Source organism: Mycobacterium sp. 1423905.2, from assembly GCF_001673155.1.
Classification (GTDB): Bacteria; Actinomycetota; Actinomycetes; order Mycobacteriales; family Mycobacteriaceae; genus Mycobacterium.
Genome location: NZ_LZLE01000317.1, coordinates 1 through 21,499 on the forward strand (window position 1 = coordinate 1; position 21,499 = coordinate 21,499).

At 65.8% G+C, this 21,499-nt stretch carries 20 protein-coding genes; 13 read left to right on the forward strand and 7 right to left on the reverse strand.

Annotated elements, in window-relative coordinates; all coding sequences use genetic code 11:
- A partial coding sequence (locus A9W95_RS21340) for a prolyl oligopeptidase family protein (protein WP_156746329.1) occupies positions 1-1,832 on the forward strand: 1,832 nt, incomplete at its 5' end.
- Between the two features lie 54 nt (positions 1,833-1,886).
- On the opposite strand, the gene A9W95_RS21345 is transcribed toward A9W95_RS21340, so the two are convergent.
- Positions 1,887-3,230, reverse strand: coding sequence for a DUF2254 family protein (locus A9W95_RS21345; RefSeq protein WP_067417426.1), 1,344 nt, complete (start codon positions 3,228-3,230; stop codon positions 1,887-1,889).
- Positions 3,231-3,332: 102 nt separating this feature from the next.
- On the opposite strand from A9W95_RS21345, the gene A9W95_RS21350 reads away from it, so the two are divergent.
- From A9W95_RS21350 to A9W95_RS21370, 5 genes are all read left to right on the forward strand, one after another.
- The gene (locus tag A9W95_RS21350) at positions 3,333-3,995 is read left to right on the forward strand and encodes a DedA family protein (RefSeq protein ID WP_067417462.1); all 663 of its coding nucleotides are present in this window, start codon (positions 3,333-3,335) and stop codon (positions 3,993-3,995) included.
- Between the two features lie 44 nt (positions 3,996-4,039).
- Complete coding sequence (locus A9W95_RS21355; RefSeq protein ID WP_067417427.1) at positions 4,040-4,954, forward strand: crotonase/enoyl-CoA hydratase family protein; 915 nt, start codon at positions 4,040-4,042, stop codon at positions 4,952-4,954.
- A gap of 66 nt (positions 4,955-5,020) precedes the next feature.
- Positions 5,021-5,470, forward strand: a complete 450-nt coding sequence (locus tag A9W95_RS21360; protein WP_067417428.1) for a DUF5078 domain-containing protein — start codon at positions 5,021-5,023, stop codon at positions 5,468-5,470.
- A 2-nt stretch (positions 5,471-5,472) separates the two neighbouring features.
- Positions 5,473-5,721: a hypothetical protein gene (locus A9W95_RS21365; protein WP_253851726.1), complete on the forward strand. Its 249-nt coding sequence runs from the start codon at positions 5,473-5,475 to the stop codon at positions 5,719-5,721.
- A 274-nt stretch (positions 5,722-5,995) separates the two neighbouring features.
- Complete coding sequence (locus tag A9W95_RS21370) at positions 5,996-6,319, forward strand: hypothetical protein (RefSeq protein WP_067417431.1); 324 nt, start codon at positions 5,996-5,998, stop codon at positions 6,317-6,319.
- A 12-nt stretch (positions 6,320-6,331) separates the two neighbouring features.
- Here the strand turns inward: A9W95_RS21370 and A9W95_RS21375 are convergent, their stop codons facing one another.
- From A9W95_RS21375 to A9W95_RS21385, 3 genes are all read right to left on the reverse strand, one after another.
- Positions 6,332-9,283 (reverse strand): RND family transporter, encoded by a 2,952-nt coding sequence (locus tag A9W95_RS21375; protein ID WP_067417433.1) that lies wholly within the window; start codon positions 9,281-9,283, stop codon positions 6,332-6,334.
- Entirely contained in the window at positions 9,280-9,837 is a 558-nt protein-coding gene (locus A9W95_RS21380; RefSeq protein WP_067417434.1) for an MmpS family transport accessory protein, read from the reverse strand. Before A9W95_RS21380 ends, A9W95_RS21375 begins: the two co-directional genes overlap by 4 nt.
- A gap of 139 nt (positions 9,838-9,976) precedes the next feature.
- The gene (locus tag A9W95_RS21385) at positions 9,977-10,663 is read right to left on the reverse strand and encodes a TetR family transcriptional regulator (RefSeq protein ID WP_067417435.1); all 687 of its coding nucleotides are present in this window, start codon (positions 10,661-10,663) and stop codon (positions 9,977-9,979) included.
- Between the two features lie 237 nt (positions 10,664-10,900).
- On the opposite strand from A9W95_RS21385, the gene A9W95_RS21390 reads away from it, so the two are divergent.
- The 5 genes from A9W95_RS21390 to A9W95_RS21410 all read left to right on the forward strand — a co-directional run bounded on the left by A9W95_RS21390 (position 10,901) and on the right by A9W95_RS21410 (position 16,285).
- The gene (locus A9W95_RS21390; RefSeq protein WP_067417436.1) at positions 10,901-11,323 is read left to right on the forward strand and encodes an MmpS family protein; all 423 of its coding nucleotides are present in this window, start codon (positions 10,901-10,903) and stop codon (positions 11,321-11,323) included.
- Between the two features lie 62 nt (positions 11,324-11,385).
- On the forward strand, positions 11,386-14,229 hold the full coding sequence (locus A9W95_RS21395; protein ID WP_305799978.1) for an RND family transporter: 2,844 nt from the start codon (positions 11,386-11,388) through the stop codon (positions 14,227-14,229).
- A gap of 47 nt (positions 14,230-14,276) precedes the next feature.
- Positions 14,277-14,981: a DUF1365 family protein gene (locus A9W95_RS21400; protein ID WP_067417441.1), complete on the forward strand. Its 705-nt coding sequence runs from the start codon at positions 14,277-14,279 to the stop codon at positions 14,979-14,981.
- A gap of 54 nt (positions 14,982-15,035) precedes the next feature.
- Positions 15,036-15,596, forward strand: a complete 561-nt coding sequence (locus A9W95_RS21405; RefSeq protein WP_067417444.1) for a sigma-70 family RNA polymerase sigma factor — start codon at positions 15,036-15,038, stop codon at positions 15,594-15,596.
- The gene (locus tag A9W95_RS21410) at positions 15,593-16,285 is read left to right on the forward strand and encodes an anti-sigma factor domain-containing protein (RefSeq protein ID WP_067417447.1); all 693 of its coding nucleotides are present in this window, start codon (positions 15,593-15,595) and stop codon (positions 16,283-16,285) included. Before A9W95_RS21405 ends, A9W95_RS21410 begins: the two co-directional genes overlap by 4 nt.
- A 1-nt stretch (position 16,286) precedes the next feature.
- Here A9W95_RS21410 and A9W95_RS21415 read toward each other — a convergent pair whose 3' ends face one another.
- Genes A9W95_RS21415 through A9W95_RS21425 form a run of 3 tightly spaced genes read right to left on the reverse strand, consistent with a single transcriptional unit; the run spans position 16,287 to position 18,058 of the window.
- A complete protein-coding gene (locus tag A9W95_RS21415) occupies positions 16,287-17,150 on the reverse strand; it encodes a hypothetical protein (protein WP_067417450.1) in 864 nt (287 codons plus the stop codon).
- A 10-nt stretch (positions 17,151-17,160) separates the two neighbouring features.
- The gene (locus A9W95_RS21420) at positions 17,161-17,673 is read right to left on the reverse strand and encodes a mycothiol transferase (RefSeq protein WP_067417454.1); all 513 of its coding nucleotides are present in this window, start codon (positions 17,671-17,673) and stop codon (positions 17,161-17,163) included.
- 10 nt (positions 17,674-17,683) lie between these two features.
- Positions 17,684-18,058, reverse strand: coding sequence for a VOC family protein (locus A9W95_RS21425; protein WP_067417455.1), 375 nt, complete (start codon positions 18,056-18,058; stop codon positions 17,684-17,686).
- A 47-nt stretch (positions 18,059-18,105) separates the two neighbouring features.
- Between A9W95_RS21425 and A9W95_RS21430 the strand changes: the two genes are divergently transcribed.
- Together A9W95_RS21430 and A9W95_RS21435 are read left to right on the forward strand one after the other, a co-directional pair.
- Complete coding sequence (locus tag A9W95_RS21430) at positions 18,106-19,830, forward strand: amidohydrolase family protein (RefSeq protein WP_067417458.1); 1,725 nt, start codon at positions 18,106-18,108, stop codon at positions 19,828-19,830.
- Between the two features lie 104 nt (positions 19,831-19,934).
- Positions 19,935-21,425: a PPE family protein gene (locus tag A9W95_RS21435; RefSeq protein WP_067417459.1), complete on the forward strand. Its 1,491-nt coding sequence runs from the start codon at positions 19,935-19,937 to the stop codon at positions 21,423-21,425.
- Positions 21,426-21,499 lie beyond the last annotated feature (74 nt).

The following is a 21,499-nucleotide window of genomic DNA, read 5'->3' on the forward strand; positions in this document are numbered from 1 at the left end:
TGGTGCGCCGCCACAAGCCGCGCGGGTTGGCCGCGTCACGCCAGAAGTTGTACAGATACTCCCCGCGGCGCACCACGCTGGACAGCTACCGCACCGACTCGCCGCAGTGGGACGTGTTGATCGACGTCGACGCGCTGGGCCGCGCCGATGACCGCAAGTGGGTATGGGCCGGCGCTGGGGTCATCGAGCCGGAGCGCATCCGTGCACTCGTGGGCTTGTCCCCGGGCGGGTCGGACGCCTCTGTGGTGCGCGAATTCGACATGCAGACAAAGGAATTCGTCGACGATGGCTTCCAGCTGCCGGAAGCCAAGTCCCAAGTCGCCTGGGCCGACCCGGATACCGTGCTGGTGGGCACCGACTTCGGGGACGACTCGCTCACCGACTCCGGCTACCCGAGGGTGATCAAGCGTTGGCGCCGCGGCACACCGCTGGCCGAGGCCGAGACGGTCTTCGAGGGCGCGCGTGAGGACGTCCGGGTGTTCGCCTCGGTGGACCGCACACCGGGCTTCGAGCGCACCGTGCTGGGCCGCGCGCTCGACTTCTGGAATGACGAACTGTACGAACTGCGCGGCGCGGAGCTGGTCCGCATCGATGCTCCCACCGACGCCGGCGTGTCCATGCACCGCGACTGGATCCTCATCGAACTTCGCACCGACTGGTCCGTCGGTGACACCACCTACCGCGCCGGATCCTTGATCGCCGCTCGATACGAGGAATTTCTTGCCGGTACAGCCACATTGAGCGTCGTCTTCGAGCCCGACGAACACACGTCGCTCAACCACTACGCCTGGACGAGGGACCGGCTGCTGATGGTCACCCTGGCCGACGTGGCCAGCCGCGTCGAGGTCGTCACACCCGGCAGTTGGCAGCGCGAACCGCTGCCCGGCCTTCCTGCGGCAGCCAACACCGTCATTGTGGCCGCCGACGACACCGGCGACGAGTTCTTTCTGGACTCCAGCGGATTCGACGCACCCTCGCGGTTGATGCGCGGCAGCGCAGCCGGGGAACTGACCCTCATCAAATCCGCGCCCGCCTTCTTCGATCCCGAAACCGTCAGCGTGGCGCAGCATTTCGTTGCCTCCGCGGACGGCACGGCGATCCCCTACTTCGTGGTGCGACCCGCCGGCGCCGACGGGCCCGGGCCGACCCTGCTGTACGGCTACGGCGGCTTCGAGACGTCCAACACGCCCAGCTACAGCGGAGTGCTGGGCCGGCTGTGGGTGTCGCGCGGCGGCACCTACGTCCTGGCCAACATCCGCGGCGGCGGTGAATACGGGCCGAACTGGCATACCCAGGCCATGCGCGAGGGACGCCACAAAGTGGCCGAAGACTTCGTCGCGGTGGCCGACGACTTGGTCAGCCGGGGCATCACCACCGTCGCCCAACTCGGCGCCCAGGGCGGCAGCAACGGCGGATTGCTGATGGGCATCATGCTCACCAAGTACCCGGAGCGGTTCGGCGCCCTGGTCTGCAGCGTGCCGCTGCTGGACATGAAGCGCTACCACCTGTTGCTGGCCGGGGCCTCCTGGATGGCGGAATACGGCGACCCCGACAACCCGGACGATTGGGCGTTCATCTCCGAATACTCGCCCTACCAGAACATTTCGGCCGACCGGCGGTATCCGCCGATTCTGATGACCACCTCCACCCGCGACGACCGGGTGCACCCCGGCCACGCGCGCAAGATGACCGCCGCCTTGGAGGCTTCAGGTCACCAGGTTTGGTACTACGAGAACATCGAGGGCGGCCACGGCGGCGCGGCCGACAACGAGCAATTGGCGTTCAAATCCGCGTTGAGCTACTCGTTCTTGTGGCAGACGCTGACTGCCTGAGCGGTTCGACGGTGAACTCCAGGGTCAACTGGTTCAGGGACGTGTCAGGTTGCCTCAGCTGCGGGGCAGCTCGTGGTGGAGCCGGGATTCGACGCGGTCCAGCTGCGCGGCCACCTCGGCGTGGCCGTTGTCGGCCAGGACACGGCCCAATGTACTCAGCGCCCGGTCGAGTTCGGTGGTCAAGGGATGCCTGGTCACCGTCGGCAGCGCATAGCGCACCTGGGCGGTTGCCAGGCGTTGGTAGTCCGCCGGCAAGCACGGAATGGACATGGCGAAGACGTCGAGCACCCGCGCGCAGGTCTGATGTTGTCCGCCCTCGATAGCCCCCACGGCGATATTGGCCAACGCCGACAACACTTCTGGCACCATGTCGTCGCGGTAGACCACCGCCAGCCGCTCGTCGTCGGAGCCTGTCCCGTCCCTCGGGTCCGATCGGGACCACAGCGCCAACAGCGTGTGCAGTCCGTCGACGCTCACCAACGCGGCCTCCGGGTCCCGCTGGGTCGCCGAGGCCCACCCCATGCTGGACAGTTGGTGGACGCCGTAGCGGGATTCCCGGTTGAGCTGGCGCTCCCTGCCGCAGCGCAAGGCGTCGAGCACCGCCTCGGCCAGCTGATCCCGGTCAGCGGCGTCTTCGGCCCGCACCACGGCCAATTCGGAGCCTCGGACCATGTGACTGCCCAGCCTAGTACTGAATTCGATCTCGGCGGGTCCCCGTGTCGCGTCCAGCGCGCGCCCCAGCCGGTCCAGGCCGATGTCGACCAGGTAGCCGCTGCATTCGGCGCGCACGGTGGTGGCAGGCAGGTGGGCAAGCTGCGGTTGCGTGCGCACTCGCGGCAGCCACTTCTCCTGCTCGGCCCGGGTGGTCAGGGTCAGCTGCACGATGCGCTCCACCACTGACGGCGGACGGAGCTGGTCAAGCACCAAATAGCCGAACACGACCAGCCCGATCATGGCCAGCACGCTGAAGACCAGTGCGGCGACGGTGCTGAACACCGCCTGATCCGGGTCGACGAGCGTCAGCACCACTACGAAATTGGCCGACAGTCCGGCGAAGTAGCCGAAGAATGCTTGGTTGACGCGCCGGCGCAGGAATTGTTCGACCACCACCCAGGTGAAGACGTCGGCCATCCGGTGCACCAGGGTGAGCAACAGGACGAAGGTGATAGTCATCAGCGAGATCATGCCGGGCGCCACCGTGCGCAGCATCGACTGATTCTCTTGCGGCGGAGCAAGTTTCGCCAAGGCTTGGGTGAAGGGCCGCAGCCAGCCCGCGTCGACGCCGTCGAGCACGCTGGTGATCACCGCCAGCACCACAAATCCAGCGATGATCGCCAGCGGCAAAGCCAGGAATTCCTGCAGCGCCCGTCGCGCGCCACTTTCTCGCTTCGGACGCACACTTCCTCCCGCGCGGACACTTCCGCCTCCGCGTAGTACCCCACTGCCGTTCCGGCCAACCAGCACGTCTAGCAGCCACGCGCGGTGGGCACCCTTGCAGTCATGTCTGCACCGCTGCCGGGAATCCTGCAATCGCTGGCGCCGCTCCTGGACCGACACGGCTACGCCGCGGTCCTTGTCCTGGTGGGCGTGGAAGGCTTCGGGGTTCCGCTGCCCGGGCAGACCGTGCTGGTCGTGGGCGGCATCTACGCCGCAACCGGGCAGCTGAACTTGGCCGCGGTCTTGGCCTTAGGATTTCTGGCGGCCGTCGGCGGCGACAACATCGGCTATGCCATCGGCCGGTTCGGCGGCCGGCGACTGGTCGTGCGATTCGGTCGCTACGTGTTCCTCACCGAAGACCGAGTGGCCGCGGCCGAGCGGTTCTTCGCTGCCCGCGGCAATATCGTCGTGCCCGTCGCTCGGTTCGTCGACGGGCTACGCCAGGCCAACGGCATCGTCGCCGGCATGGCGGGCATGGGCTGGTGGCGATTCTTGACCTACAACGCGCTCGGCGGCGCCGCGTGGGTCGGCCTGTGGGTGTCCCTCGGATACCTGGCCGGCGACCACATCGGGGCGATCTACGAGCGGATCGAGCGCTACCAGGTCTACCTGCTCGCGGCGTTGGCGGTGGTGGTATCCGTCGTGCTGGTGCGGTGGCTGCGCAAGCGCCGATCACGCAAGGAGCCGGCCGAACCCGTGGCCGCCGAATCGCCGGCCGGTTTGTAGCCGACCCTTGACACCCGAGTCCGCCGGCGGCTTCGCTTCGGGACATGCCCGCACCCGAGTTCGAGACGCTGCTGTACACGACCGCCGGATCGGTCGCCACCATCACGTTGAATCGGCCGGACCGGCTCAACACGATCGTGCCGCCCATGCCCGACGAGATCGAGGCCGCGATCGGGCTGGCCGAGCGCGACCACGACATCAAAGTCATCGTGTTGCGCGGCGCCGGTCGCGCGTTCTCCGGCGGTTATGACTTCGGTGGCGGCTTCCAGCACTGGGGCGAGGCGATGATGACCGACGGTCGCTGGGACCCAGGCAAGGACTTCGCCATGGTCACCGCCCGGGCCACCGCGCCGACCCAGAAGTTCATGGCGATATGGCGGGCGTCGAAACCGGTGATCGCCCAGGTACACGGCTGGTGCGTCGGCGGCGCCAGTGACTACGCGCTGTGCGCCGACATCGTGATCGCCAGCAATGACGCGGTGATCGGCACCCCGTACAGCCGCATGTGGGGGGCGTATCTGACCGGCATGTGGTTGTACCGGCTCAGCCTGGCCAAGGTGAAGTGGCATTCGCTGACCGGCCGGCCGCTGACCGGGGTGCAGGCCGCCGAAGTGGAACTGATCAACGAGGCGGTGCCGTTCGAACGGCTCGAAGCCCGCGTCGCCGAAATCGCCGCCGAGCTGTCGACGATCCCGCTTTCCCAGCTGCAGGCGCAGAAGCTGATCGTCAACCAGGCTTACGAAAACATGGGGCTGGCGTCCACACAGACACTGGGCAATATTCTCGACGGCCTCATGCGTAACACTCCGGATGCGCTGGCGTTCATCCAGACCGCAGAGACCCAAGGCGTGCGGTCTGCCGTCGAGCGCCGCGACGGCCTTTTCGGCGACTACAGTCAAGCGCCCCCGGAGCTCCGGCCGGATCCGTCTCACGTGATTCTTCCTGATCGCGATAGGTAGTGAGATGAGCTACAGAAAGTCGGCCGACCCTCTCGCCAGACCTTGAAAAGTGCTACCGTAATCGATATGTCTCGGCTAAATAACAGCCTGCGCACAGGCGTCTTTGTTGCACTTCTCAGTGTGGCCGCCGCGATCTTCCCCGCGACCGCATCGGCGGACTCCACCGAAGACTTCCCGATCCCCCGCCGCCAGATCGCGACCACGTGCGACGCCGAGCAATACCTAGCCGCCGTCAGAGACACCAGTCCCGTGTACTACGAGAGGTACATGATCGACTTCAACAATCACGCGAATCTCCAAGAAGCGACGATTAACAAAGCGCACTGGTTCTATTCGCTGTCGCCGGCCCAGCGCAGGGACTACTCGGAGAACTTTTACAACGGCGACCCACTGACATTCGCGTGGGTCAACCACATGAAGATTTTCTTCAACAACAAAGGCGTGGTCGCCAAAGCCACCGAGGTATGCGACCAGTACCCGCGCGGTGACATGTCGGTCTGGAACTGGGCGAACTGATCGTGCCCAAGTTCATCGGGTTGGCGATGGCCGCAGCGGTTGCCCCGATCATGTTGTTCTTCGGTAGTGGCTCCGCGCACGCGGATAATGACCTGGGTAAACAGTGCTCACCCGAGGGCGCGAAGGTGTGGGGCAACCCTGGTCCGATTTACTGCCAACGCCAGGCTGACGGCCAACTGCAGTGGGTGTCCATTCCGGCCGGGGCAATGTGCGTGGCGTTCTGCGTGAACGACCCATTCGCCGGTCCTTAAAACCCGGGGATTCCCCCGATTGGGGGACAATCAATTCATCCTGCCGATGGCCGATCGGCGTATGTCGCGAGCCATGACCAGCGGGAAGACTGGCTGACGTCATAAAAGTACGGTTTTCCTCGGATGCATCTAGGAGAACGCGGACAAATACCCGCGGTCGACCCTTGCCGCGGCGGGCCGAACGAACCCATAATGGAAACTCCGGCCCCCGCCTCGATTCCGCGGGCGTGCAGATGGCGGATTTGACTGCGGTCGGGAAGCTGGAGGTCGTCGGATGAGCCCAACTACTGGGAACGGTATTCCAGGTGCTCTGGTCGACCTCGACTGGCACACGGTTAGCTGCCAGTCCGAAGCGGGCTGTTCCAACCGGGCCACCCACATCGTTCATCTTCACGCCGTGGACTCCTGCGACCACCCGAATCTCGACCCGTTCGGCAACACCGTCGAGATCCTGTGCATCGCCTGTCTGTGGCAGGCCGCGGCCGAAGCGCTCGCCCAGGTGGGCCGGCTGCGGGGCGCCGAGGCGGTGCACTGCCTCACCTGCGGCGCGCCGGTGTCGGAGTTGAGCGACATCATGCGCGACGCCGCAGCGCTGTAGTTTCGCCCCAGCTCAGTAATGCGGGCGCGCGGCCGACAGGCGGTCCGTGTTGGCCTCGTCGGCGTCGGGCTTGGGATCCAGCAACGCACGCACCGCGGGACGTGAGCCGTAGGGCCGCAGCATCTGGCTGGCCGGCCGGGGCCGCACATGCTGGGGCCACCAGAACCAGCGCCCGAGCAGAGTAGCCAGCGACGGTGTCATGAATGACCGCACCACCAAGGTGTCGAACAACAGACCCAGCGCGATCGTCGTGCCCACCTGAGCCATCACCGTCAGCGGGCTGAACATGAACGTCGCCATGGTGGCCGCGAACACCAGCCCTGCCGAAGTCACTACCGAGCCAGAACCGGCCATGGCGCGGATCGTCCCTGTCTTGAGTCCGGCGTGGATCTCCTCTTTGAACCTCGATATCAGCAGCAGGTTGTAATCCGAGCCGACCGCCAGGAGCAGGATGATCGCCATCGCCAGCACCATCCAGTGCAGCTTGACGCCCAGAATGTATTGCCATAAGAGCACCGAGAGGCCGAACGAGGCGCCCAGCGACAACAACACCGTGCCAACGATCACAAAGGCCGCGACAACACTTCGGGTGATGATCAGCATGATCACGAAGATCAATGTGGCAGCTGAAATACCGGCAATCATCAGGTCGATGTTGGACCCGTCGTGCATGTCCTTGTACGTGGCGGCGGTGCCACCGAGGTAAACCTTGGAGCCTTCCCAGGGGGTGCCCTTGATCGCCTCGTGCACGGCCTGCTTGATCGGCTGGATGAGGTTGATGCCTTCAGGAGTCGCCGGGTCGCCTTCGTGCGAGATGATCAACCGGACAGCGTGCCCGTCCGGCGAGATGAACTGCTTGAGACCGCGCGCGAAATCCGGGCTCTGAAACGCTTCCGGCGGAAGGTAGAACGTGTCGTCGTTCTTCGCTTTGTCGAACGCATCGCCCTGGGCGGTGGCGTTGTCGGCCTGAGCCGCCGCCTGGGCATTGAGACCCATCGTGGTCGCATAGTTCGACATGATGGTGTCGAGATTGCGCTGCTGGCTCTCGATCTGCGGCGGTATCAACGCCACCAGCTTGGGCTGAATCTGGTCCAACTTGTCGAGATTGGCGCTGAGGGCCAAGATGTTCTGCGCCACCTGGTCGATTCCGTCGAGCGCATTGAAGATGGACCGGATGGCCCAGCAGACCGGAATGTCGTAGCAGTGCTTCTCCCAGTAGAAGTAGCTACGAATCGGCCGGAAGAAGTCGTCGAAGTTGGCGATGTCGTCGCGCAGCGCTTCGGTGATCTGCACGGTTTCTTTGGTCAGCTTGGTGGTTTCGTGGGTCGTGTTGCTGAGGTCCTGGGTGACTTGCATCTGCTCGTGCAGCGTTGCCATCGTCCTTCGCAGCTCGTCAGCTTGGTTCAGCAGGTTCTTGGCCTGCTCATCCTGATAGTGCTGGGTCTGAAGCCGCGCCGCGGCCTGTGCACCCATCTGGAAACCGAGGGTGCTGTGGTCGAGCGGCGTGCCCAATGGCCGGGTGATGGTCTGCACCCGACCGACGCCGGGGATGTGGAAAATAGCCTTGGCGACCTTATCGAGAACGAGGAAGTCGGCCGAGTTGCGAAGGTCATGGTCGGTTTCGATCATCAACAGCTCGGGATTGAGCCGGGCCGGGTTGAAATGCCGGTCGGCAGCCGTGTAACCGACATTGGCCGGGGTGTCCGCCGGTAGGTAGTGACGGGTGTCGTAGTCCGTCTTGTATCCGGGCAGGGCGAGCAGACCGACCAGAGCGACGGCGATAGTCACCGCGAAGACTGGCGCTGGCCAGCGGACGATGGCAGTGCCGATCCGCCGCCAGCCCCGAGTTGCCAGTTTTCGCTTCGGATCCAGCAACTTGAAGAAGCTGGCTACCGTCAATACCGCCGGGCCCAGCGTCATCGCGGCAATGACTGCCACCAGCATGCCGACGGCACACGGCACACCCAGCGTCTCGAAATATGGCAACCGGCAGAAACTCAGGCAGTACATCGCGCCGGCGATGGTCAGACCCGACCCCAACACGACGTGCGCCGTGCTGTGGAACATCGTGTAAAACGCTTCTTCGCGCGTCTCACCCAGACCGCGGGCTTCGTGATAGCGGCCGACCACGAAAATCGCGTAGTCCGTTCCCGCGGCGATCGCGAGCAAGACCAGCAGGTTGTTGGCAAAAGTGGAGAGTTCGATGATCCCGTAGTTGCCGAGCACCGCGACAACGCCTCGCGCTGCGGCCAATTCGACGAACACCATGAACAGCACCGCCAGGACGGTGACCAGCGAGCGGTAGACGAAGAGCAACATCACGAAGATCACCAGGATGGTGATGAGAGTGACTATGGCGACGCCCTTTTCACCCGCATGGGATTGATCGGCGATCAGTGGACCCGCGCCGGTGACGTAAGCCTTGATTCCTGGCGGCGCGTGCACCGAATCCACGATTTTGCGGACGGCGTCGCTGGACTCCGCGCCCAGTCCACCGCCCATGTTGCCCGCGAGGTAGACCTGAACGTATGCGGCCTTCTGGTCGTGGCTCTGGGAGCCCGCGGCCGTGAGTGGGTCACTCCAGAAATCCTGGACGTGCTGCACGTGCTTCTTGTCTTGCTCGAGTCGCTTGACGATCTCGTCGTAGTAGCGGTGCGCCTCAGCCCCGAGCGGCTTTTCGCCCTCTAGCACGATCATCGCCGAGTTGTCGGAATCGAACTCTTTGAACGTCGATCCGACGCGCATCATCGACTGAAACGACGTTGCGTCTTTGGGACTCTGCGACACCGAGTGCTTTTTCGAGACGACCTCGAGCTGCGGCGCGGCGGTGTTCGTCACGAAGACGATGCCCAGCCACACCAGGACGATCGGTACCGCCAGCCGATGGATCATCCGGGGCAGGAAGGGCGGGATCAGCGGCTGATCGACGCGCGGTGGTCCCTCGGTCTCGGTGGTCTCGCTCATGCGGACTTGTCCAGGCAGTAGACGAAGGCGTTCACGGTCTGCTCGGGAGGCGACTGATTCGGCGCTTTGATGACGTCACCGCGCCCGTCGTTGTTGTTGACGAGGAACCGGCAGGCGATCCAACTGCCGTTTCCTTGTGCCATCAGGTTGGCCGGGATGCCGGGCTTCGTTGACTTCAATTCCGTCTTCCAGGGTAGGGGCACATTGAGGGCCTGCTGAGGATGTGAATTTTCGTCCAGGTAATTGATCGTCGCCGTGCTGCCCGGTGCACCCCAGACCTCAAGCGTGATCGTCTTGGGGTTGAACTGGTCGATGACGTCACCGGATGAGCCGCCACCGAATGATCCGCTGTGAACGCCGAAGACATTGTGCAGTCGGTGGACGACGAATGCCGATACCGCAACGACGGCCAGAACCGTGAGGACAAGCCAGAACCGGCTGACGAGGCGCCTCAGTCTTCCGTCTTTGTCGCGCGGGCGAGTCGCTGCTTTGCCTTGGCCCTCTGCAGTGTCCGGCCGCCCCGATGGGTCGGTCCGTGGCTCGGTCATTGTCATGGCCGCGCTTTCTTAACCAGTGACGAGAGCCGCCAACTAATTAGCTTGGATGTCAACTTAGGCCCCCTAACCTAATGCAAACCCAGTAGTGCAGCGCGACGTGCATCACGACCCTGTGCATTCAAGGCGCGCGCGCTGGTCATCGAGTCCCCGAAAGCGTGCCGATGCAGGTCGCGCTGAGCACACGGGTGAGCGCGGGCCCGAATTCGATGTTCCATTCCGGCGGAAGGACTTCGGGCTCTTCCTCGTAGACGTCGGAGATCCTGGCCGGCGGATTGGCGATCTGCCAGAACGCCGCGGCCAGTGAGTAGGCGGCGATCAGGATGTCGAAGGCACCGGAGCGCCCGAGCGCGGGCAGGGCCCGCTCGATCGCGTCGGCCAGCGCAATCGCCGCAGCAGAGATCGTTCGTCGGATTTCAATGACGCGTTCGATCTCTACTTCGTGCTCAAGATGCAGATGCAGATTGGCCAGCAGGTCGCAGAACAGCGGGTCGGCGGCAAGGCCGCTGGCCAGGGTCTCGGCCACCCGCTCCGGCGTCATCGGCTCGGAAGCAGTCAACTTTTCGCACACCGTGCCCGACCACCGCACCCAGCCCTCGGCGGCCAAGTGCAACAACACCTCCTTGTGGGAGGTGAAGTAGCGGCGCACGGCGGAGTAGTGGATGCCGGCCCGGCTGGCGACCGCGGTCAATGTGACCGATGCGACCCCGGTTTCGACGGCCAGCGAGCGGGCGGCCTCCACCAGCGCCGCCGCACGTTGGCGCTTGTTCTCCTCGGTGCGGGCGCGTCGGAATGCGAGCTGCGCCACTGGGGGAGGATAACGCACGACGTGTGATTTGTATAACGCACAGCGGGTGATTTGGGCGGCGGAGCGTGCGTTCGCGTAGGTCGCCGCTCTATAATTCCGGCTTTTACGCACGTGATATGCGTTACACTTCAGCATGCGCCGGGAAGGAGTGAGGCCCGGCCGTACGCCGTGCTTTACTTAGGCAAGGCTTAGTAGCTCAGACCGCCGCGGTCCGCGAGCCGCCCAAATTGGTGAAGGGGAATTGAGATTTTCAGGGTGCTGGCGCGGACATGGATTCCGCTGGTGATCCTGGCGGTCGTCATCGCCGGGGGCTTCACCGTGCACCGGGTCCGCGGCTTCTTCGCCTCCGAGAAGCGCGAGGCGTATTCGGACAGCAACCTGGAAAACAGCAAACCGTTTAATCCCAAACAGATCTCGTACGAGGTTTGGGGACCGCCCGGAACGGTCGCCGACATCAGCTATTTCGATGTCAATTCCGATCCCCGACGCGTTGATGGAGCAGTGTTGCCCTGGTCGTTGCATGTCACGACAACCTTGGCCGCGGTGATGGGAAACCTTGTCGCCCAAGGTAATAGCGACAGCATCGGCTGCCGGATCACGGTGGACGGCGTCGTGAAGGCCGAGCACGTTTCCAACGAGGTCAACGCATTCACCTATTGCTTGGTGAAGTCGGCGTGACCACCACATTCGCCAACGAGCCCAACACCGGCACTCATGCCGAACGGCCGTTCATCGCCCGGATGGTCCACGCGTTCGCCGTGCCGATCATCCTGGGGTGGATCGCGGTGTGCGTCGCGCTGAGCGTGTTCGTGCCGTCGCTGGAAGTGGTCGGCCAAGAACGCTCGGTGTCGCTGAGTCCCAAAGAGGCGCCCTCGTACGAGGCGATGAAGCGCATGGGCGAGGTCTTCCACGAAGGCAACTCCGACAGCTCGGCGATGGTCATCCTGGAGAGCAATCAGCAGCTCGGCGACGAGGCCCACAAGTACTACGACGTCCTGATCCGCAAGTTCCGGGCCGACAAGAAGCACGTCACCAACGTCCAAGACTTCTGGGGAGATCCGCTCACCGCGGCCGGCGCGCAGAGCAACGACGGCAAGGCGGCCTACGTCCAGATCAACCTGGCCGGTAACCAGGGCGAGCCGTTGGGTAACGAATCGGTCGACGCTGTCCGCAAGATCGTGGCCGAGACCCCCGCCCCGCCCGGCCTCAAGACCTACGTCACCGGCGCCTCGGCGCTGGTCAGCGACATGCACAACAGCGGCGACAAGTCGATGATCAAGATCACCGTGACGACGGTGGCCGTCATCTTCCTGATGTTGCTGGCGGTCTACCGCTCGGTGGTCACCGTCATCGTGTTGTTGTTGACCGTCGGCGTGGAGTTGACCGCGGCGCGGGGGGTGGTCGCGTTGCTCGGCCACAGCGGGGCCATCGGTCTCTCTACCTTTGCCGTCAGCCTGCTCACCTCGCTGGCGATCGCTGCCGGCACCGACTACGGCATCTTCATCTTCGGGCGCTATCACGAGGCACGGCAGCTCGGCGAGGACAGAGACACGGCGTTCTACACGATGTACCGCGGAACCGCCCACGTGATCCTGGGTTCCGGGTTGACCATCGCCGGGGCCACCTTCTGTCTGAAGTTCGCCCGCATGCCCTACTTCGAAACCTTGGGTATCCCGTGCGCGCTGGGCCTCACGGTCGCGGTGCTGTGCGCGCTGACCCTGGGCCCCGCGGTGTTGACCGTCGGCAGCCGATTCGGGTTGTTCGATCCCAAGCGGCGCTTGAGTTTCCGCGGTTGGCGACGGGTGGGCACGGTGGTGGTGCGCTGGCCGCTGCCCGTGCTGGCCGCCACCTGCGCGGTGGCCCTGGTCGGCCTGCTCGCGTTGCCCGGGTACCGGATCAACTACAACGACCGGGCCTACCTGCCCACCGACATCCCGGCCAACGAAGGGTTCGCGGCCGCCGATCGCCACTTCTCGCAGGCCCGGATGAAGCCCGAGATTCTGATGATCGAGTCCGACCACGACATGCGGAATCCGGCGGACTTCCTGGTGATCGACAAGCTGGCCAAGGGGATCTTCCGGGTGCCGGGCATCTCGCGGGTGCAGGCGATCACCCGGCCGGACGGGACGGCGATGGACCACACGTCCATTCCGTTTCAGATCAGCATGCAAAACGCCGGTCAGGTGCAGACCATGAAATATCAGCGCGACCGGATGAACGACATGCTCAAACAGGCCGACGACATGGGCACCATGATCGTGACGATGCGCCACATGTACGACCTGATGACACAGCTCGTCGCCAACACCCACCGCATGGTCAACGACACCATCGAGATGCAGCAGATCACCACCGAATTGCGCGACCACATCGCCGATTTCGACGATTTCTGGCGGCCGATCCGCAGTTACTTCTACTGGGAGAAGCACTGCTACGACATTCCGATCTGTTGGTCGTTCCGGTCGATCTTCGACGCCCTGGATGGGCTGGATCAGATCGACGAACGACTCAACACGCTGGTCGCCGACATCAAAAACCTCGATGCGCTGATGCCGCAGATGATCGCCACCTTCCCGCCGATGATCGCGACCATGGAAAGCACTCGCACCATGATGCTGACCATGCACAGCACCATGTCGGGCATCTTCAGCCAGATGGACGAGATGAGCGAGAACGCCAACGCCATGGGCAAGGCGTTCGACGCGGCCAAGAACGACGACTCGTTCTACCTGCCGCCAGAAGTGTTCAAGAACAAGGACTTTCAGCGCGCCATGAACTCGTTCCTGTCCCCCGACGGGCACGCGGCTCGCTTCATCATCCTGCACCGAGGTGACCCGCAGACCTCCGAAGGCATCGCGAGTATCGACAAGATCCGCACCGCCGCGGAGGAGTCGCTCAAGGGCACCCCGCTCGAGGACGCCAAGATCTACATAGCCGGCACGGCGGCGGTGTTCAAGGACATCTCCCAGGGCGCCAACTGGGACCTGGTGATCGCGGCCATTTCGTCGTTGTGCCTGATCTTCATCATCATGCTGATCCTGACCCGTGCATTCGTGGCCGCGGCGGTGATCGTGGGTACGGTCGCGCTGTCGCTGGGCGCTTCATTCGGGTTGTCGGTGTTGCTGTGGCAGCACATTCTGGCCGTCGACTTGCACTACATGGTGTTGGCGATGTCGGTCATCGTGCTGTTGGCGGTGGGCTCGGACTACAACCTGCTGTTGGTCTCGCGGTTCAAGGAAGAGATCCATGCCGGGTTGAAGACGGGAATCATCCGGTCGATGGGCGGCACCGGCAAGGTCGTCACGAACGCGGGACTGGTGTTCGCGTTCACCATGGCGTCCATGATCGTCAGCGACCTACGGGTGATCGGGCAGGTGGGCACCACCATCGGCTTGGGCCTGCTGTTCGACACCTTGATCGTGCGCTCGTTCATGACGCCGTCCATCGCAGCGCTGCTGGGCCGGTGGTTCTGGTGGCCGATGCGGGTGCGCACCCGGCCGGCGCGCAGCCCTGCGTTGCCGGACAACGAGCAGCCCACCGAGCGGTTCATGGCTTACAGCCGGCCCGAGCAGGGTTCGAGCTGAGTCGCTGACAGCTCCGTCCACTCAGCGGCGGGCTCCGAATACGGGGTGTGCAGCAGAGTCACCCCACCACCGCGCTTCCGGCCGCGGACCTGGCCGGCTCGGCTGCCTTGGGCGCGCCGACCCCGACCAGCTACCGCACCTGCTTCAGCTATTCCGGACAGGTACCGGTGCAGCATGCGTTCGAGCGCCGCAGCTACGGCTGGTACGTCGACCTCGACCAACTCCCCCAGGTGTCCCGGTGGCTGCGGCCGTTCGTCGGCTTCGCCGCCGAGGATCATTTCGCCGGCCCGTGGGACGGTTCGCTGCGCGACCGGGTGCGTAGCTTCGTCACCGAACACGGCGCGATGCCGCCCGATGGCCGCATCACCGCGCTGCTGCAGGCCCCGGTCGCCGGTTGCGGATTGAGCCTTTTCTGGTGTCACGACCGCGACGGCACGGTGCGGCAGGTGGTCGTCGCGCTCAGCACCGCCGACGGCGGTCGGCATGCCTGCTTACTGCCACCGGCCGACGTGCCCGTCCTGGTCCGCGGACGCCTCTGCGCGCCGCGGATGCGCACCGGCACCAGCCACTACCTGGTGCTGGCGCCGCCCCCCGCCGACCAGGTGGACATCGTGGTGTCGTCGCACCACGAACACCGGCTGGCGTTCACCGCCGCGCTGCGCGGCGAACCACACCCGGTGCGGGCCTGGAACGCCGCGCCACGGCTGTGGTTTCAGCGCACCAAGGCGCGCTGGTCTCGGGGCGCGCGATGAAAGTGGGTGCCGGCGTGGCCAGTGGGACTACCGGTGGCGTTAGGCTACCGACCGATGACCGGACCCGCGCAGAGCAGCGACCTGGACGCCTTGCTGCGCCGGGTGGCCCGAGGCGACGATGCGGCATTCGCCGCGTTCTACGACCAAACCAAATCCCGGGTGTACGGACTGGTGACCAGGGTGCTGCGTGATGCCGGCTACAGCGAGGAAACCACCCAGGAGATCTACCTCGAGGTGTGGCGCACCGCCTCGGAATTCGACTCGGCGAAAGGCTCCGCGCTGGCCTGGCTGCTGACCATGACGCACCGCCGCGCCATCGACCGGGTGCGCAGTGAGCAGGCCGGCACACAGCGCGAGTCGCGCTACGGCATGACCAACGTCGAACCGGCCACCGATGTCGTCGCCGATTCGGCCATCGCCGGTGACGAGCGTCGTCGCGTCACCCAATGCCTGGACGCGCTGACCGACGCGCAGCGCCGCTGCATCGAGATGGCCTACTACGGCGGACTGACGTATGCCGAAGTCTCACAGCAGTTGTCGGCCAACCTCTCGACGATCAAGTCGCGCATACGCGACGCGCTGCGCGGGCTGCGCAATTGCCTGGAGGCCGCATGAGCGCCCCGGGTGACTTCGAACTCCTCGAGCTGGCCGCGCCCTATGCGTTGCACGCGGTCTCCGAGGCGGAACGAGCTGAGATCGACCGGCGAGTGGCGGCCGCGCCCGCGGCGGTGGCCTCGGCCTTCCGTGACGAGGTTCGTGCGGTGCGCGAGACGATGGCGACCCTGTCGGCCGTGACGGCCGCCGAGCCGCCGCCGCAGCTGCGCGAGGCGCTGCTGGACCGAGTCCAGCCCGCCCGGCCGCAATCGCGTTGGCGCAACGCGGCACTGGCCGCCGCGGCGGCCATCGTCATCGGTCTGGCGGCATTCGGGCTCGGTGTGCTGACCCGCCCGTCGGCGCCCCCGCCGCTCAGCGAGCAGGTGTTGACCGCTCCCGACGTCCGCACCGTCTCGCGCCCGCTGGGCAATGGCACCGCGACGGTGGTGTTCTCGCGTGACCGCAACGCCGGCGTGCTCGTGATGAACAATGTGCCACCACCGTCGCAGGGCACGGTGTATCAAATGTGGCTGTTGGGCACCAAGGGGCCCACGTCGGCCGGCACCATGGGCGCGGCCGCCGTGACGCCGTCGACCAAGGCCACGCTGGACGACCTCGGCAACTCGACCGCGCTGGCCTTCACCGTCGAACCGGGCACCGGATCCCCCCAGCCGACCGGCGCCATCTTGGCCGAGCTGCCGCTGCGCTAGATCAAGGCCGCGGCGGTGGCCTGACCACGCTGCCGCCCACCGCGGCGAGCACGCCCAACACGACCAAGCCCGCGCCGGCGATCAAGGCCAGGTTGAGCCACAGGTGCACACCGCGCTCGGCGTAGCCGACCATCACCTCAGCCACCCGCCTGATATCGCCGGTGGTCTGGTTGAGCGCGGTGTCGATCCACCGCGTGCCGGTTTCCAGCCCCGCCCACCCGAGCGCGCCGACCAGCAGCACCGATACGCCCAAGCTGGACATTGCCCGGCCCCGGCCGCGGGAGACCAGCAGCGTCAGCAATCCGCCGACTGCGCTGATGGCCACCGCGCCGATCGTCACGCCGGGCCCCCAGACCGCCAGTCGCCGCAGTTGCCCCTGGCGTATCGGCTGTGACACCGTCGCCGTCACCGGCACCCGCAGCGTGGCGGGCACGGTGACGTGGTAATCGTTCAGCATTTGCTGAATCGCCGGGTCCTTGAGCATGGGAGCCAGGTCGATCAGCCACTGGTCACCGTCTTGGGTGGACGCCGGATCGCTGAACACATACGCGTGCACGGCCCGGTTGAGCTGGGCGAACAGCTGGGGAAAGGCGGGGCCGGCGGTGAAGGAAGCGGCGGCGTCGTGCACCACGGAGCTGTCGATCGGGTAGCGGCCGCCGCCGTGCTCGATGATCAGCGCCATCGCGCGGGTGGTGAGTTCGCCGGCCATGGCCGACTGCAGCTGCGGGTCGGCGGCCGCCCGCTGCGCCAGCGCCGCGTAACCGTCCTCGTCGACGATGTTGAGCTGGATCCAGGCCGCCGGGATGGCCACAGCCAGTGCGATCGTGGTGACCAGCCAGCACAGCACCGCCACCGCGAATCGCACGCCCCCGAACCTACTGAATGCCTTTCAGGTAGGCGGCTTGGCCGAGGTGCTGAGCGCAGTCGTCGATGATGCTGACCAACCGGGCGCTGGCAGTCACCGGCGGGTCCCAGTTGGTGTCCACCACGCGGGCCAACTCCTCGGCCGTTACGCCGGCGACGTACTCCAGGGTCAACTGGTGCACGGCGCGGTAGTACCCGGCCAGCAGATCGGCCGGCGCGCGCACCTTGCCCACCTCCTGCGGGCCGTGCCCGTACCCGGTGTCGTCGCGCGGCAGGTCCAGGCCCAGCCGGTCCACCCAGCCGTCGCGGCTGTATACCTGCTCCACCCCGGCCACGTCGGCCAGTTGGGCGTCCTGGACTCGCGCGCTGTGCCAGAGCAGCCACGCGATGCTGTTGGCGTCGGGCGTCGGCCGGTAGGAGGCGACTTCGTCGGTCAGGCCGTCGGTGATGTCGTCGACATGTTCGATCAGCCGGGTGAACGCGTCGCGCAACAACTCTCGGGCGGCGGAATCGGGGTTGGCCATATCCGCGACCCTACGACAGCGCGCCGTGGCAGACCGCTTCGATGTTGTTGCCGTCCGGGTCGCGCACGAACGCACCGTAGTAACCGGGGTGGTATTCCGGCCACAGCCGCGGCTCATGCAGCGACTCGGCGCCCAGGCTCACCGCCGCCTGATGGAACGCGCGGACCGCTGCCTCGTCGGCGGCCTGGAACGCGATGTGGTTTTCCCGGTTCGGTCCCATCGTCGAGCCGTCGGCGATCCAGAACGACGGGTGCCCGTCTCGGCCGTAGCCGATCGCGACGCCGAAGTCCATCTGCCGCGAGAAGCCGAGCACACCTAACACCGCGTCGTAGAACCGCTGCGCCTTCGGGTAGTCCGCACAGTTGATTCCCAGGTGATCGATCACCCTTCAGATCCTGGCACGAGCCGCCGACACGGCCGTAGATTATTTGCATGACTTACGACCTCCTCATCCGCAATGGCACCATCGTTGACGGGTCGGGAGGTGAACCGTACGTCGGCGATGTGGCGGTGCAAGACGGGCTGATCAAGGCGGTCGGAACGGTGACCGGTGATGCGGTCCGCGAGATCGATGCCACCGGCTTGCTGGTCACTCCCGGTTTCGTGGACCTGCACACCCACTACGACGGCCAGGCCATCTGGTCGGAACGGCTGACGCCGTCCTCGGCGCACGGCGTGACCACCGTGGTGATGGGGAACTGCGGGGTCGGCTTTGCGCCGTGCCGTCAAGAGGACCACGACGTGCTGGTCGACGTGATGGCCGGGGTCGAGGACATCCCCGGGGTCGTGATGACCGACGGGTTGCCGTGGACCTGGGAGACCTTCCCGGAATACCTCGACGCCTTGGAGTCGCGACGGCGGGATATCGATGTCGCCGCCTACCTGCCGCACTCGCCGCTGCGGGTGTACGTGATGGGGCAGCGCGGCGCGGACCGGGAGCCGGCCACCGCCGAGGATTTGGCCAAGATGCGGGCTCTGGCCCAGGAAGCCATGGAAGTGGGGGCGTTGGGCTTCGCCTCGTCGCGGCTGACGATCCACAAGACCGAAAGCGGTTCGCCGATCCCCAGCTATGACGCCGCCCGCGAAGAGATCGAGGAGATCGCCAAGGGCGTGGTCGACGGCGGCGGCGGCCTGCTGCAATTCGTCCCCGACATCCCGGCCGGGGGCTACCAGCCGGTGCTGCAGACGGTGTTCGACGTCGCCGAGGATGTCGGGTTGCCGGTGACCTTCACCCTCGTCGTCGCCAACGCCGGCGACCCGACCTGGCCGGACGCCATCAACATGGTCGAGAAAGCCAACGCCGCCGGCGGGGACATCACCGCGCAACTGCTGCCCCGCCCGATCGGTCTGATCATCGGGCTGCAGCTGACCGCCAACCCGTTCGTGCTCTACCCGAGCTATCGCGAGATCGCCCACCTGCCGCTGGCCGAGCGCGTCGCCGAGATGCGCAAGCCGGAGGTCCGCGCCCGCATCCTGGCCGACAAGCCCGGCCACGGCCACCCGATCCTTTACGTCGCCCAGGCCTGGGACTGGATCTTCCCGCTCGGGGACAACCCCAACTACGAGCCGGACCCGCAGGACAGCATCGGCGCCCGGGCCCGCGCCCGCGGGGTGAACCCGATGGAAGAGGCCTACGACCGGCTACTCGACGACGACGGCCGCGCCATGCTGCTGGTCGCGACCAGCAACCTGGAAAGCAACTCTTTGGACACCGTCGGCAAACTTTTGCACCGCGACGACGTGGTGCTCGGTTTGGGTGACGGCGGCGCGCACTACGGCATGATTTGCGACGCGAGCTACTCGACGTACTTCATGACGCACTGGGCGCGCGACCGCAAATCCGGACGGTTCAGCGTCCCCGAAGCCGTTCGTGAGCTCACCTCGGTACCCGCCCGGGTGGCCGGGCTGGCCGACCGGGGGCGCATCGCCGTCGGCTACAAGGCGGACCTCAACGTCATCGACCACGGCGCCCTGCGGCTGCACAAACCGGTCATCAGTTACGACTTGCCGGCCGGCGGGCGGCGCCTTGACCAGACCGCCGAGGGGTACGTCGCCACCGTCGTCTCTGGTGAAATCATCGCCGAAAACGGCGTGCCGACCGACGCCCGCCCGGGCAAGTTGGTGCGCGGCCGGCAGTCCGCGCCGGTTCCCGCCTAGGGTGTTCGGGGCCGCTTTGAGCCGGCTGTGCGGCGGCTGAGGATGGCCCGGTTTTAGATTCCGATACGGCCACGGCAACCGGCGCTGCCGGGTAGTTTGGGTTGGTGACAAACCCGCATTTTGCGTGGTTGCCGCCAGAAATCAACTCGGCACTCATGTTCGCCGGTCCCGGGGCGGGGCCGCTCCTTGCCGCGGCCGCAGCATGGGGCAGCTTGGCCGAGGAGCTGGGTTCAGCGGCGGCGTCATTCAGCTCGGTCGCACAGGATTTGACCACCGGTTCCTGGCTCGGTGCGTCGTCTGCGGCCATGATGGCGGTCGCGACGCAATACATGTCGTGGCTGAGCGCGGCGGCGTTACAGGCCGAGCAGGCCGCTGCCCAGGCGACGGCAACGGCGTCGGCGTTCGAGGCCGCGCTGGCCGCCACGGTGCAGCCCGCGGTGATCGCGGCGAACCGCGGGCTGGTGCAAATGCTGGCATCGACGAACTTCTTCGGCATGAACTGGCCGGCCATCATGGACACCGAGTCCGCCTACGAGCAGATGTGGGCGCTGGACGTGGTCGCGATGGCGAACTACCACTTCGACGCGTCCGCGGCCGCCGCCCAGCTGGCGCCCTGGCAGCAGGTGCTGCGCAACCTGGGCATCGACATCGGCAAAAACGGCCAGTTCAACTTGGGCTTCGGCAACAACGGCAGTGGCAACATCGGCAACAACAACATCGGTAACAACAACTGGGGTAGTGGCAACGTCGGCAGCGGCAACCTCGGTAGCGGCAACACCGGCAGTGGGAACATCGGTAGCGGCAACACGGGCAGCAACAACTTCGGGTTCGGGAACTTCGGTAGCGGCAACATCGGCTTCGCGAACACCGGCAGCGGCGACTTCGGCTTCGGCCTCACCGGTGATCAGCAATTCGGCTTCGGAGGCTTCAACTCGGGCACCGGCAATGTCGGCTTCGGCAACTCCGGCAGCGGCAACGTCGGGCTGTTCAACTCTGGCTCGGGGAACCTCGGCATCGGTAACTCCGGCTCGCTCAACTTCGGGCTGGGCAACTCCGGCAACTCGATCGCCGGGTTCGGCAACGGCGGCATCTCCGCCACCGGCCTGTGGCACTCCGGGCTGAACGACGGTGTGCTGGGCTCCGCGCTCGGCGGGGACGTCGGCCTGAGCTCGGCTCACTACGCCACCGGCGGCCTGAGCACGGCCGCCTCCGGGATCTTGAATTCAGCTCTGACCGGCACCGGCAGCTTCGGCCCGGGCCTGGCGGCGTTCAACACCGCTCCGGCCGCTGCCGCCGCGGTCGCCCCGGTCAGCGCCCCCACCGGCGTCCTGGAGTCGGGTAACGCGAGCGCGGTCACGCCGAACGCGACCAGCAGCGCGGCCGCCAACTCGGCGCTGCGCACCACGAACGGGACCGGCTACGCCGGCGTGTTCAGCCCCGGCAACGACGCGGGGGTACGCAACCCCGTCGGCCGCGAGTCGATCCTCAACTCGGGCACCTCGGGGGTGCCGAACAGCATTCCGAAGTCCGGCTTCTACTCGCAGAACGAGCGCGAGCCGATCCGCGGCATCAGGCAGCAGCTCCCGTCTGAATAACGCGGCCTATTCTCGGACCATGGCTACCAAGGCCGCTAAGAAGGTCGATTTCGAACGGCTGGCCGCTGCGCTGC

What these genes read in the sequence shown, in the direction of transcription:
- A9W95_RS21350 (WP_067417462.1), top strand. Translation starts at nt 3,333, where the DNA reads ATGTCTGCACCGCTGCCGGGAATCCTGCAATCGCTGGCGCCGCTCCTG.
- A9W95_RS21355 (WP_067417427.1), top strand. Translation starts at nt 4,040, where the DNA reads ATGCCCGCACCCGAGTTCGAGACGCTGCTGTACACGACCGCCGGATCG.
- A9W95_RS21360 (WP_067417428.1), top strand. Translation starts at nt 5,021, where the DNA reads ATGTCTCGGCTAAATAACAGCCTGCGCACAGGCGTCTTTGTTGCACTT.
- A9W95_RS21370 (WP_067417431.1), top strand. Translation starts at nt 5,996, where the DNA reads ATGAGCCCAACTACTGGGAACGGTATTCCAGGTGCTCTGGTCGACCTC.
- A9W95_RS21375 (WP_067417433.1), bottom strand. Translation starts at nt 9,283, where the DNA reads ATGAGCGAGACCACCGAGACCGAGGGACCACCGCGCGTCGATCAGCCG.
- A9W95_RS21380 (WP_067417434.1), bottom strand. Translation starts at nt 9,837, where the DNA reads ATGACAATGACCGAGCCACGGACCGACCCATCGGGGCGGCCGGACACT.
- A9W95_RS21395 (WP_305799978.1), top strand. Translation starts at nt 11,386, where the DNA reads ATGGTCCACGCGTTCGCCGTGCCGATCATCCTGGGGTGGATCGCGGTG.
- A9W95_RS21405 (WP_067417444.1), top strand. Translation starts at nt 15,036, where the DNA reads ATGACCGGACCCGCGCAGAGCAGCGACCTGGACGCCTTGCTGCGCCGG.
- A9W95_RS21410 (WP_067417447.1), top strand. Translation starts at nt 15,593, where the DNA reads ATGAGCGCCCCGGGTGACTTCGAACTCCTCGAGCTGGCCGCGCCCTAT.
- A9W95_RS21420 (WP_067417454.1), bottom strand. Translation starts at nt 17,673, where the DNA reads ATGGCCAACCCCGATTCCGCCGCCCGAGAGTTGTTGCGCGACGCGTTC.
- A9W95_RS21430 (WP_067417458.1), top strand. Translation starts at nt 18,106, where the DNA reads ATGACTTACGACCTCCTCATCCGCAATGGCACCATCGTTGACGGGTCG.